This is a genomic window from Embleya sp. NPDC001921, from assembly GCF_053594475.1.
In genome coordinates this window covers 200,252-212,873 of sequence record NZ_JBSFEO010000003.1, presented here as the reverse complement: position 1 = coordinate 212,873, position 12,622 = coordinate 200,252, and the positions used below count along the sequence as shown (strand labels likewise).

General features: G+C 72.8%; 11 protein-coding genes. 5 read left to right on the top strand and 6 right to left on the bottom strand.

The features are described from left to right. Positions 1–97 precede the first annotated feature (97 nt). The 3 genes from ACWCPW_RS04395 to ACWCPW_RS04385 form a co-directional block, all read right to left on the bottom strand. Positions 98–1,063, bottom strand: a complete 966-nt coding sequence (locus ACWCPW_RS04395) for an ABC transporter substrate-binding protein (protein WP_449760071.1) — start codon at positions 1,061–1,063, stop codon at positions 98–100. Between the two features lie 154 nt (positions 1,064–1,217). After that, complete coding sequence (locus ACWCPW_RS04390; RefSeq protein WP_449760070.1) at positions 1,218–2,363, bottom strand: ABC transporter permease; 1,146 nt, start codon at positions 2,361–2,363, stop codon at positions 1,218–1,220. Then, complete coding sequence (locus tag ACWCPW_RS04385) at positions 2,360–3,133, bottom strand: ATP-binding cassette domain-containing protein (protein ID WP_449760069.1); 774 nt, start codon at positions 3,131–3,133, stop codon at positions 2,360–2,362. The genes ACWCPW_RS04390 and ACWCPW_RS04385 overlap by 4 nt, the downstream gene beginning before the upstream one ends. Positions 3,134–3,506: 373 nt before the next feature. Between ACWCPW_RS04385 and ACWCPW_RS04380 the strand changes: the two genes are divergently transcribed. From ACWCPW_RS04380 to ACWCPW_RS04370, 3 genes are all read left to right on the top strand, one after another. Beyond that, a complete protein-coding gene (locus tag ACWCPW_RS04380; RefSeq protein ID WP_449760068.1) occupies positions 3,507–5,111 on the top strand; it encodes an AGE family epimerase/isomerase in 1,605 nt (534 codons plus the stop codon). Between the two features lie 153 nt (positions 5,112–5,264). After that, positions 5,265–6,296: a LacI family DNA-binding transcriptional regulator gene (locus tag ACWCPW_RS04375; protein ID WP_449760067.1), complete on the top strand. Its 1,032-nt coding sequence runs from the start codon at positions 5,265–5,267 to the stop codon at positions 6,294–6,296. 88 nt (positions 6,297–6,384) lie between these two features. Continuing rightward, complete coding sequence (locus ACWCPW_RS04370; protein ID WP_449760066.1) at positions 6,385–7,332, top strand: carbohydrate kinase family protein; 948 nt, start codon at positions 6,385–6,387, stop codon at positions 7,330–7,332. A gap of 28 nt (positions 7,333–7,360) precedes the next feature. Here ACWCPW_RS04370 and ACWCPW_RS04365 read toward each other — a convergent pair whose 3' ends face one another. Beyond that, positions 7,361–8,011 carry a TetR/AcrR family transcriptional regulator gene (locus ACWCPW_RS04365; protein ID WP_449760065.1) on the bottom strand — a complete coding sequence of 217 codons (651 nt, stop codon included), beginning with the start codon at positions 8,009–8,011 and terminating at the stop codon, positions 7,361–7,363. A 218-nt stretch (positions 8,012–8,229) separates the two neighbouring features. Between ACWCPW_RS04365 and ACWCPW_RS04360 the strand changes: the two genes are divergently transcribed. Then, the gene (locus ACWCPW_RS04360; protein WP_449760064.1) at positions 8,230–9,660 is read left to right on the top strand and encodes an amidase; all 1,431 of its coding nucleotides are present in this window, start codon (positions 8,230–8,232) and stop codon (positions 9,658–9,660) included. A gap of 107 nt (positions 9,661–9,767) precedes the next feature. Beyond that, positions 9,768–10,295, top strand: coding sequence for a nucleotidyltransferase domain-containing protein (locus ACWCPW_RS04355; RefSeq protein WP_449760063.1), 528 nt, complete (start codon positions 9,768–9,770; stop codon positions 10,293–10,295). A 398-nt stretch (positions 10,296–10,693) separates the two neighbouring features. Here ACWCPW_RS04355 and ACWCPW_RS04350 read toward each other — a convergent pair whose 3' ends face one another. Further along, positions 10,694–11,452, bottom strand: a complete 759-nt coding sequence (locus ACWCPW_RS04350) for a YqjF family protein (RefSeq protein WP_449760062.1) — start codon at positions 11,450–11,452, stop codon at positions 10,694–10,696. Positions 11,453–11,557: 105 nt separating this feature from the next. Beyond that, the gene (locus ACWCPW_RS04345) at positions 11,558–12,607 is read right to left on the bottom strand and encodes an ArsR/SmtB family transcription factor (RefSeq protein WP_449760061.1); all 1,050 of its coding nucleotides are present in this window, start codon (positions 12,605–12,607) and stop codon (positions 11,558–11,560) included. Positions 12,608–12,622: the final 15 nt, after the last annotated feature.

The following is a 12,622-nucleotide window of genomic DNA, read 5'->3' as shown; positions in this document are numbered from 1 at the left end:
CACGCACACACGTCCGGCCCCGGAGGGGCCGGGGCCGGACGCCGGGGCCGGGCGGGACCACGCGCCGGGCGCGGGTCGTCCGGACCGGGTGTAGGGCTCAACAGGCGCCCTTGTAGAGGTACTTGCTCACGTCGGGCTGGTCCATGTTCTCCTTGGTGACGGCGACCAGGTCGGTGGAGATGGCCTTGGGGACCGACTTCTTGTCCAGTGCGGCGACGGCCTGTTCGACGCCCTGCGAGCCGATGTCGAACGGCTTCTGCGCGATCAGGCCCTGGATGGATCCCTTGCGCATCGCCTCGACCTGCTTGGGCGTCGCGTCGAAGGCGACCAGTTTGACCTGCCCGGCCTTGCCGGCCTGTTCGATGCCGGTGGCCGCGCCCTCGCCGCTGAACACGTTGGCGGCGAAGACGCCGACCAGGTCGCGGTGCGAGGCGATCGTCGAGGTGACGATCGAGGCGGCCTTGGCGGGATCGTCGTCGTTGTACTGCACGCCGAGGTAGGTGATGCCGGGATGCTTCTTGAGCTCGGTCTCGAAGCCCTTGAGCCGCGCGTCGGTGGTGGAGATGCCGGGCTTGACGCTGATCGCCGCGACCGTGCCGCGGTCCTGGACCAGATTGGCCAGGGTCTGCGCGGCGAGCATGCCGCCGCGTTCGTTGTCGGAGGAGATCGAGGTCTCCCGGATCGAGCCGTCGTCGAGCTTGGTGTCCACCTCGATCACCTTCGTGCCCCGGGACTTGAGCTGTTGTTCGGGTTGCCGCAGGGCCTGCGTGTCGGTCGGCGCGATGAGCACGGCGTCCGGGCGCTTGGCCGCGACGGCGTTCACGACGGGGGTCTGCAGCGACGCGTCCCACTTGTCCGCGCCGGTCACGTCGAGCTTCACGCCGAGTTCCTTGGCCTTCTGCTGCGCACCGCAGGCCATCGAGATGTAGAACTCGTCGCCCTTGACGCCCTGGATAAAGGTGATCTTGCGCCCGCCCCCGGAACCGCTGTCACTGCCGCACCCGCCGAGGGTGACGGCCGCGGTCAGGGCGAGGGTCACGGCGACGTACGTCGGTGTCTTCATCGGGCAGTGCCTCCTGGCGGTGGTGGGGCGAAGCGATGGTGGGACCGGGCGGCGGGCGGCCGACGGGTGATCGCGGCTGGGGGATGCGCTTGAACGGCCGGCGGGTCGGGCGCGGGTGAGCGGGTCGGGTGCTCCGGGTGAACGGCGCGCGCGGTCAGCGGCGTTGCCGGCCGCGGCGGCGCAACTGGTCGGCGTACACGGCGGCGATCAGCACGGCACCGACCGCGACGCTCTGCCAGAACGGCTGGACGCCGAGGATGACGAAGCCGTTCTGCAGGATCGCGGGGATGAACACGCCGATCAGCGTGCCGACCACGGTGCCGACACCGCCGAACAGGCTGGTGCCGCCGAGGACGACGGCCGCGATGGCACCGAGCGAGTCGTTGGCGTGGCCGCCGATCGTGGTGGTGGTGAAGCGGGCGAGGGAGAGCACGCCGGCGAGACCGGCCAGCGTGCCCGACAGGGCGTACACCTTGATCATGTGCCGGTCGACGGCGATGCCGGCGCGGCGGGCCGCCTCGGCGTTGGAGCCGACCGCGTAGGTGCGTCGGCCGAACCGCGTGGTGGCCAGCGTGAGCGCGCCGAGCGCGGTGACCACCAGGGCGATCACCACCAGCCAGGGGACGCCCAGGAATCGGCCGTTGCCGATCGTGTCGGTGAACCGGGTCGGGACGCCCCGGACGTCCTGACCCTCCGTCATCACCTGGGCCAGGCCGAGCGCCATGCCCAGGCTGCCGAGCGTGACGATCAGCGCGGGCACTCGGGCCTTGGCGATCAGGAAGCCGTTGAACGCGCCCCAGGCGGCGCCGGCGGCGAGACCGGCGAGTACGCCCAGCAGGATCGCGCCCCAGCCGGCGTCCGCACCGGCGACGGCGGTCATCGTCTTGGCCGCCGCGACACCGGAGAACACCAGGACCGAGCCGACCGAGAGGTCGATGCCGGCCATGATGATCACGAAGGTCATGCCGACGCCGACGATCAGCAGCACCGCGGCGTCGGTGGCCACGTTGCGCAGGTTGAAGGTGGTCGGGAACTCCTCGGGCCGCATGATGGAGAAGGCGGTCACCAACACCATCAGGACCAGGAAGGTCCACCACGAGTTGGTGCGGGCGAGTCGGGGCCGGATCGCGGCGCGCAACGCGGATCCCAGGCCCTGGGGGGCGTCCTCGGCCTGCTCGTCGGGCCGGCCCTCGTCCCGGTCCTCGTCCCGGTCCTCGGGTCGGTCCTCGGGCCCCTCGTCACGCCGGTCCTTGTCCGGTTCCGGGTGACCCGGCGGGGTGGCCGTCTTGTCGAGGTTCATACCGGCGCTCCTTGCGTGTCGAGTCCGTCCAGTGCGCCGGTCATCGCGCCGACGAGTTCCTCCACCGTCGTGTCCGCCGCGGTGAAGCTCGCCACCCGACGACCCAGGCGCAACACCTCGACGCGGTCCGCGACCGACAGCACCTCGGGCATGTTGTGGCTGATCAGCACGACCGCGATGCCGCTGTCCCGGACCCGGCGGATCACGTCCATCACCCGGCCGCGCTGCAGGACGCCGAGCGCCGCGGTGGGCTCGTCCATGAAGATCACCTTGTCCGCCCAGGCGACCGCACGGGCGATGGCCACGCTCTGCCGCTGGCCACCGGAGAGTGTCCCGATCGGGGCGTCCACGTCCTGCAACTCGACGCCGAGCCGGGCGAACGCCTCGACCGCCCGCGCGCGCATCGCCGCCTTGTCCAGCACGCCCAGACGTCCGGCCAGGCCCTTGCGGAGCAGTTCACGGCCGAGGAAGAGATTGGCCGGGCCGTCCAGGTCGGGCGCCAGGGCGAGATCCTGGTAGACCGTCTCGATGCCCAACTCCTGTGCGTCCGTCGGTCGTTGCAGGGTGACCGGGCGGCCCTCGAAGAGAATCAGGCCGCCGTCGGGACGTTCGGTGCCGGCGAGCGCCTTGGTCAGGGTGCTCTTGCCCGCGCCGTTGTCGCCGATCAACGCGACGACCTCGGCCGGGAAGACGGTGAAGTCGGCGCCGCGCAGGGCCTGCACCTGGCCGTACCGCTTGACCAGGCCGCGGCCTTCGATCAGGGGTTGCACGTGCCCAACTCCTTCGGATTGTCGGGTTGTTCCCCGCGAGCCGGCTCGGCCGGGACCGGGGGCGCCGCGAGTTCGCACGTGTGTCAGGACGGGGAGGAGGGGGAGTTGGTGCGATCCACCGTCTGACAACGGTGTCAGTACAGTGCTGGCCCCGCCGGCAGGTGTCAAGAGTTTCGACGACCTCGGATGTGACGCGGATCTCCCGTTGTTCTGTTGGGTATTACGGCGATTGCCCCCGGGATGGGTCACCTCACGGGCCGCTCGCGCGATGGCCGGGGGCTGGTCGAGGGTTGGTTGGGGTTGGCGTATCGACAGCTTGCGGGGAGCCGAGTACGGTCCGTCTGACAACGATGTCAAAGGGAGCGTGCGGCACATGGCGGCTGAACCCCTGGGGGACTCCCCCGAACACGTGGCCTGGCTCGACGCGGAGTGCGACCGACTGATCCGGTTCGCCCGGGGCTCGCGATTGGCCGAGGGCGGCTTCGGGTGGCTCGACGACATCGGCAGGCCGGTGGCGGACGGGGTCGTGCACACGTGGGTGACGGCACGGATGACGCATGTGTTCGCGCTGGCGCAGCTTCGCCGGGACGGCGGGGCGGTCGTGGGCGAGACTCGTGGGGTCGCTACGGGTTCGGCTGCGGGGAACGCGGCCGGCGGGAACGTCGCCGGCGGGCACGCGGCCGGCGGAAATCAGGGTCGGGGGAACGAGGCGGACAGCCTCGGCAGGGCTGGGGTCGCTGGCGCGGGGCTCGGCGAAAGGGCGTGCGGGAGCGGCGAGTTCAGGGCCGAGGGGCTCGCGGTGGAGGGATGTGCCGCAGATGGTTTCGTGAGCGGGTCTTTCGGGTCGGGACCGTTCGGTGGGCGGCCGTTCGAGGTCGGTGCGGGTGAGGCCGAGGGGCTCGCCGCCGGCCCGCCGGGAGGGACGGCCGGCGACGCCGATGTCGATGCCCGCGAGGCGGCGGACCTCGTGGCGCATGGTATCGCCGCGTTGACCGACCTGCTGCACGACCGCGAACACGGCGGCTGGCATCCGGTGGTGTCCCGATCCGGGCGACCCGTACTCGACGACGAACGCCTCGACGGCAAGCGCATGTACGACCACGCGTTCGTCGTCCTGGCCGCCGCGAGCGCGTGTGCCGCCGGCCACCGGGACGCGCCCGCCCTGCTCGTCAAGGCCCTGGACGCCGTCGAGCGCCGGTTCTGGGAGGCCGACCGAGGCGCCTGCGCCGAATCCTGGAACCGGACCTGGACCACCGGCGAGCCGTACCGGGGCGCCAACAGCAACATGCACGCCGTCGAGGCGTTCCTGGCCGCCGCCGACGCCACCGGCGAGCACACGTGGCGGACCCGCGCCCTGCGCATCGCCGAACGCGTCGTCCACGACCACGCCCGCGCCAACCGATGGCGGCTGATCGAGCACTTCGACGCGGACTGGACGCCGCGCCGCGAGTACCACCGCGAACGCCCCGCCGACCCGTTCCGCCCGTACGGCGCGACCGTCGGGCACTGGTTCGAGTGGTCCCGGCTGCTGCTCTCCCTGGCCGACTCGCTGCCGGATCCGCCCGGGTGGCTGCGCACCGACGCGGTCGCCCTGTTCGCCGCCGCGGTGCGCGAGGGCGGCCACGCGGACGGTCGGCCCGGGTTCGTGTACACGCTCGACTGGGCCGGGCAACCGGTCGTCCGTACCCGCATGCACTGGGTCCTGGCCGAGGCGATCGCGGCCGCGGCGGCGCTGCGTCGGGCCACCGGGGTCGCCGACTACGATGACTGGTACCGAGCGTGGTGGGAGCATGCCGACGCCGTGTTCCTGGACCGGAAGCACGGAAGCTGGCATCACGAACTCGACGCCGACGCGCGGCCCTCGGCCACCGTCTGGCAGGGGAAACCCGACGCGTACCACGCGGTCCAGGCCACCCTGCTGCCTCGGCTGCGGTCCGCTCCGACCATCGCCGAGGCGCTGCGCCGAGCCGCCCGCTGAGCCGAGGACCACCTTCATCGCCCACTGCCACTGCCACTGCCCGTCGCCCGACCCCGCTTCTCCGCTCCTCCGCTTCTCCGCTTCTCCGCTTCCCACGAGCAACGCACCATGGGTGCCGGGCACGAGCCCGGCCGCTCGAAAGGTAGGACCCCGATGGCCGGCCCGACGACACCGGAGCGACCGCGCGGGCGCGGGCGCTCCACGATGAAGGACGTGGCCGCCATCGCCGGCGTCGGCATCAAGACCGTCTCGCGCGTGATCAACGGCGAGCCGAACGTCAGCGCCGTGAAGCGGCAGGCGGTGTGGGCGGCCGTCGCGCAGACCGGGTTCCGCCGCAACGACAGCGCGGCGCAGCTCCGCTCGGGACACACCTCCAGCATCGGCCTGGTCCTGGAGGACGCCGCGGACCCGTTCTCCTCCGCGCTGACCCGGTCCATCCAGGACATCGCGCACCAGCACGGCACGGTGTTGTTCAGCGCGTCGTCCGCGGAGGACCCCGACAAGGAACGCGATCTCGTGCTGGCCCTGTGCGCGCGCCGCGTGGACGGGCTGATCGTGGTTCCGGCCAGCGGCAGCCACACCTACCTGCTGCCGGAGATCGAGGCCGGGATGGTGTGCGTGTTCGTCGACCGCCCGCCGGGCGACATCGAGGCGGACACCGTACTGGTCGACAACGTCGGCGGCGCCCGGAACGGCGTCGAGCACCTGATCCGGCACGGCCACCGGCGGATCGCGTTCATCGGCGACCGCCTGGAGATCTTCACGGCGCACGAACGACTGCGCGGCTACCGCGAGGCGTTGACCGAGGCCGGTGTCGAACTCGATCCGCGACTGGTCTACAACGGGCCGCCGTACGGCGAGGAACTGCGCGTGTGGTTGCGCGCGATGCTCGGCGGCGCGGATCCGGCCACGGCGGTCTTCTGCGGCAACAGCCGCTTCACGGTGGAGACCGTGCGCGAGATCCGCCGGTCCCCCGTGCAACCCGCCCTGGTCGGTTTCGACGACTTCGAACTCGCCGACATGCTCGTGCCCGCCGTGACGGTGGTCGCCCAGGACCCGTTCGGCATCGGTCAGGCCGCCGCGCACCTGCTGTTCCGCAGACTGGCGGGCGACGCGACGCCGGTACAACACATCCACATGCGCACCCGCCTGATCCCCCGCGGCTCCGGCGAGGTCGGTCCGTGACCGGCCGCGCGTACACCCGCGCCCGGCCGGTCGGGGCCGGCTGCCGGGTCACCCACCGCAACGACGGCTCGGCCGGGAGGACTTACCTGTGATCACCGTGATCGGCGAGGCGCTGATCGACCTCGTGTCCGTGCGGGGCGGCGAACCGCTGGCCCACCCCGGGGGCAGTCCGGCCAACGTCGCGGTGGGTCTGGGCCGACTCGGTGTACCGGTCCGCCTGATCACGCGCCACGGGCGGGATCCGCACGGCGTGTCGCTCGCCGCGCACCTGGCCGCGAGCGCGGTCGAGGTCGCGTCCGGCAGCGCGCACGCGGGTCGAACCAGCGTGGCGCGCGCCGATCTGGACGCGGCGGGTGCGGCGACCTACACCTTCGACATCGCCTGGGAGCTGCCGGAGCCGGTCCGCGTCGCGGCCACGACCCGGTGCGTACACACCGGTTCGATCGCGGCGACGCTCGCTCCCGGCGCGGACGCCGTGCGGCGTGTACTGGCGGCCGAGCACGCGCGCGGGACCACGGTGGTCTCGTACGACCCGAACTGCCGGCCGTCCCTGATGGGCGATCCGGAGCGGGCCCGGGCCCGGATCGAGTCGCTGGTGGCCCTGTCGGATGTGGTCAAGGTCAGCGACGAGGACCTCGAATGGCTGTATCCGGGGCGGGACTTCGTCGCGGCGGCGGATGCCTGGCGGGCGCTGGGCCCGAGCCTGGTGGTGGTCACGCGTGGTGCCGAGGGCTCGTACGGGGTGTGCCGATCGGGTCACGCGACGGCGCCGGCCCGACCGGTGCGGGTGGTGGACACGGTCGGCGCGGGCGACGCGTACACGGCAGGCCTCCTGGACGCGCTGCGCCGCCGGGATCTGCTGGACCCCGCCGGTATTCGCCGCCTCGACCCGACGACGCTCGGCACGCTGCTCGCGGACGCGTCGGTGGTCGCGGCCCTCACCTGCTCCCGAGCGGGCGCGAATCCGCCCACGGCGGCGGAGATGAGCGCGTATCGGCGCACGCACGGGCTCTCCTCGGAAGCCGCTGGGGGGTAGCGGGCGGAGCAGGCGCCGCGAAGGTGGCTCAGCCGGCCCCGGGCGGGCGGTGCCAGAGGCTTTCCAGGTGGGTGTGCAGGACCTCCCGAGCCTGGTCCGGGGTGAGATGACCGATCAGGACGTGCGCGGTGAGCCCGTCCGCGAGGGCGAGCAGGGTACGGGCCTCGCGCTGCGCGTCGAGCGGTGCGGCCCGGTCGTCGACATCGGCTCCGGCGGTGTGGTCGGCGGCGGCGGTGTGGTCGGCGGCGGCTGCCGTGACGAGGCGGGTGAACGCGGCTTGCAGCGCCGCGTAGCTCGCCGTCAGCGGTCCGGCGAGCGCGTCGCTGACGGCCGCCTGGGCGACGAAGGCCAGCCAGACCCTGGCCTCGGCCCGGTGCTCCTCGTCGAGCAGCGCGATCTCGGTGACCGCGTGGCCCAGTTCGGTGCCGGCCGACTGGGCCGGGCCGGCGACCAGCCGGGCTCGGACCCGTTCGCCGACGCGTTCGCCGATCTGCCCGAGCGCGAACACCAGCATCTCCTCCTTGTCGGCGAAGCAGCGCTGGACGGCACCCATCGACACCTGCGCCCGGGCGGCGACGTCGCGCAGCGTCACCCCTTCCAGGCCGTGTTCGTCGGCGAGGGAACACACGGCCTCCGCGATCCGCCTGCGGCGGCTCGCGTGGTCCACCTGTTTGGGCACGTTGGTCGCCTTTCGGTGTCCCGGCGCGCTCGTGCGCGGTCCGGTCGGCTCGTCCGCGAGCACGCGCGGCCGATTCGGGGTCGGCGCGCCCCCCATTCGCGGCCTGCCGCGCGACGCTCGTTCAGGTGAGCCGAGTTTATCCGATGCGCCTGCATCGGTTCCCGGGTTACTGTTCCGATGCAAGTGCATCGGAACCTGGACGGAAAGGAGTGCGCATCATGCGGGATGCCCTGTGGAGGATGTCCGCCGCCGCGCTGGCGGCGGCGGTGCGCGATGGGGAGGTCTCTGCCATCGAGGTGGTGGACAGCCATCTGGAGCGGATCGCCGCGGTGAATCCGCAGGTGAACGCGGTCACTCAGGTCATGGCCGAGCGCGCCCGCGAGGCCGCGGCGGACGCGGACCGCCGGCGGGCCGCCGGTGCGACGCCGGGTCCGCTCGCGGGCGTGCCGTTCACGGTCAAGGAGTCCACCGCCGTCGAGGGTGTGCCGACCACCTTCGGCGTGCCGCGCTTTCGCGACCTGGTGGCGCCGTCCGACGCGCCTCCGGTGGCCCGGCTGCGAGCGGCCGGTGCCATTCCGATCGGGCACGCCAACATTCCGACGCTGATCCTGGCCGGGATGCACACACGCAGCGAGTTGTTCGGCGACACGGTCAACCCCTGGGATCGCGACCGCACTCCGGGCGGCACCAGCGGCGGCGACGCGGTGGCGGTGGCCACCGGCATGGCCGCGCTCGGGCTCGGCAACGACTCGGGCGGGTCGCTGCGGGTGCCCGCCCAGTTCTGCGGCGTGGCCGCGCTCAAGCCGTCCACCGGCCGGTTCGCCGCGGACCATCGCGCGTTCGGCCCGGACGACCCCGGCCCGGCATCCCAACTGCTGGTCACCGACGGCCCGTTGGCGCGCACCGTGGGCGATCTGCGACTGGTGTACGAGGTGCTGGTCGGGGCCGATCCGCGCGACCCGCGGGCGATGCCGGTGCCGGCGTACGGCGAACCGCTCCCCGGTCCGGTCAAGGTCGCGGTGGTGAGCGATCCGGGCGGGCACGGGGTGCATCCGACGGTGCGCGCGGCCGTGGAGACCGCCGCCGCCGCGCTGCGCGACGCCGGGTACGACGTACGCGAAGTGGCGGATGTGCCAAGGCTGGACGAGGCACTGGAGGCGTACGGCCGGATCACCGTGACCGAGTTCGCGCCGACCTGGCCGATGGTGCGCACGCTGCTCGGCGAGGGCGGTGATCGGTATATCGCGATGGCGATGGAGCGGACTCCGCCGGTCGGCGCGGACGAGTTGCTGCGGCTGAGCGGAACCTGGCTGAACATCCGCCGCTCGTGGGCCGAATTCCTGGACGAGTACCCGCTGTTGCTCGGCCCTTCGTTCACCGAGCCGCCGGTCGAACCGGGAGTGGAATCGCGCGATCGGGCCGGGCGGGACCGGGTCGCCTCGGGGATGCGGCTGTGTACGGCGACCAGCTTCGTGGGCGTGCCCGGCGTGGCCGTGCCCACCGGGGTGGTCGACGGGCTCCCGACCGGAGTGCAGATCGTCGGCCGCGCGTTTCGGGAGGACCTGTGCCTGCTCGCCGCCCAGGCGATCGAGGACCGGCTCGGGGTCCTGTCCCCGATCGATCCGCGCGGGCCGGCCGGGGGCCGATGAGGCCGCTGTTCGCCTCGGCGTCGGCGTAGGGTCGTTTTCGGTCACGGGTGGATGACGTCGTGGGCGGACCGTGCCGGCACCGGGTGCGGGAGCCCTACGGTAAACCTATGACTGTGTCGTCGGATGCCGACCGGCAGCTCGCACTGATCGTCGAAATCCAGGACCTGGCCCGGGAGTTGGGTATAGAGGTCTGGTTGCGTGGCGGATGGGCGATGGACTTCTTCCTGGGCCGGATAACCCGGGAGCACGCGGACGTGGATTGGTTCGCGTGGGCCCAGGATGCCCCGGCTCTCACCGCCGCGTTCTCCGCGCGTGGATTCGTTCGCTTGCCTCGGGCTCCCGCCGAGCAACAACTCGATTACACGACGGGGGCCGTGGAGTTGGGATTCGCCTTCCTGGCCCGCGATCCCGACGGTCACGTGATCGTGGCCGGCGGACCGTGGGCGGGCTCCCGGTGGCCGGAGGGAATGTTGGACGCCCCGCCGGGCAAGTTGGCCGGGCTGTCCTGTCCGATCATCTCGCCCGAGGCGCAAATCGAGATAAAGCTGATGACGCCCACGTGGATGCCGCATCGTCCGCGTCGGGCCAAGGACCTCGAGGACGTCGACCGACTGCGGAAGGGGATGGCCGGGTAGTCCGTGCCCGGGTCGTCGCGACCGTGGTGGGGCGCGATGGGTTCGCGGGGTGCGGCGACGGGTTCGTGGGGTGGGGGCGGTGGGGCGGCCGGCGTGGGGTCGGCGGCTCGGAGGCGACCGGCGTGGGGTCGGTGCCTTGGGGGGATCGGTCGTATGAGCGATCCGTTCGCGTTGTTCGTCCGCACTCCGGCACGTCCCGGCCCGGCTGCGGCCTCGAGGTGGGGTGCGATCGGGTGGCCTGTGCTGTCGACCGTGTGCGGGGGTCGATGCCGGGCCCGGGGTCGCCGCCATCCGAAGTGACCGGCCGTCGAAGTGACCGGCCGTCGAGGTGACCGGCAGTCGACCGGCGGTGTCGCGATCGTGCGCGCCGCCGGTCGTCGGCCGATCCACGGAACGCTTCAGCCGGGTTGCCGATGGGGGTTGTCGTCGACCGGGAGGGGTGGGCCGAAGCGAACCGGGACGCCGGGCGAGTAGAGCACGCTGTCCGGCTCACCGCCCACCTGCGGCAGTCCGGCGGCCGCGACCAGGTCGTCGTCGAGATGCAGCAACTCGGCGCGACGGAGCGGCCATCGCGGGTGTGCGTTGGGCAGGTAGAGGGTGCGTCCGGCGACTCGGGTGTGCAAGCCCCAGCGTGCGGTGACGAAGTGTTCGAGCGGGCCGGCGTCGGTCACCGGTGCGCCGATTTGGACCTCGACCGTGCCGCCTCTCGGCGCGCCCTCCGGGCGATGTCGCCGGGTCGTGTAGCGCACCCGGTCGCCGGTGTGCTCGATCCGCATCCGAGCCCACCGGTACGGCAGGCGCAGGGTGGCCCGGGCGGTCAGGACCGGCACCAGACGGGCCGCCTCCAGCGAGCGGAACACGACGCCGCGCCGGCCGGCCGCGTCCACGGAGTACAGCCGCACGTTGGTCTCCGGGAAGGTGCCCAGCCACGGCACGCCCGGCAGCCGCAGGAACCCGACGCCCACCATGCGAAACGGTACGAGGCCGACGTAGGTCACACCGTCCAGGACGTCCGGCCGGGTGCCCGCCGGAAGCAGCGGGGCCACCGCCTCGGGCGGCACGGCCCAGTGCACGAAGGTGAGTTCGCTCCAGCGCTGGGTGAGCAGCACGTGCGGGATGCCGCGCGGGGACAACGGCGTGACGGGTTCGGTGCTCATCCGCTCATGGTGGCCCATCCGGTACGGCCCCGCGCACCGTAGCGCGCGCGGCGGCCGGTGCGCGGTTCGGGCCCGGCCCGGGCGGGAGGGTCGCCGGCGCCGCGCCTACCGCTTCGCCTTCGGGTGGTCGCGGTGGTTCCGGGGCGCGTCCTCGGTCGGTGCTTGGGCTGCGATCAGGGACTCGCCCGCGGGTGAGCGGTAGTACAGGACGGAGCGGCCGGAGCGGCGGCGGAGGATGAGGTGGGCGTCCAGGAGGACTTTGAGGTGGCGGCCCACGGAGCCCAGGCCCTGCCCGGTGAGGGCGACCAGTTGGGTGGTGCTCTTGGGGGTGTCCAGGCGGGTCAGGACGCCGGCGCGGGCCGGGCCGAGGAGGCGGGCCAGCGGGTCGGGGGCGGCGTTGTGGTGCGGGTCGGCCAGCGTGCCCGAGCAGGGGTAGACCACCGCGTAGTGGCGGGCCTCCTCCCAGGCCACCCAGCCGCGCCCGGCGGTGACCGGCACGAACGACAGGCAAGCGCCGCCGAGTTCGCGCGGCGGGTAGTCGTACGCGTTGATCCGCAGCCGGCTCGCGCCCAGCCAGCGCATGCCCGGGCGCAGGTCGTCCAGGGCCGCCGCCCAGCCGCCTCGGCTCAGTTGGCCGGTCCGCGCGAGGATGTCCGCCTCGATGATCCGTCGCCGGCGCGGCCAGTCCGGCCGGACCACCCGGGTCCAGACCCAGTCCAGGATGTCCGCGGCGCGTTCGGCGAGGTCGGATCGGTGCAGGGCGGCGGGCAGTGGGCCGCCCATCGACACCTCCAGATCCGCCCGGGCCGCGGCGCCGGACGTGCCGCGGATCCCGGCCAGTTCCGCGGCGAAGGCCGATCCCGCGGTGCGGGCCGGTTGCGCGACGAAGGCCCGTTCCCCCGTCGACGGCGGCGGCGTGAGGAAGTCCGCGTTCCAGGTGCCGCCGAAGCCGATCCGCAACAACGAGGCCGTGATCGGATCCTCGGCCAGCCGGGCGCGATAGGCGGGCAGGTGCGCGTCCAGCCAGACCCGCTCGCCCGGATGCGCGGCCGTACCCCGTTCCAGGGTCTTCAGCGTCGCGGTCACCTCGGCCAGTGGCGACACCGTGAAGCGGCTGCCCGCGAGGGTGTCCGCGTCGACCTGCCACCACCCCATGGTTTCGCCTCCCGG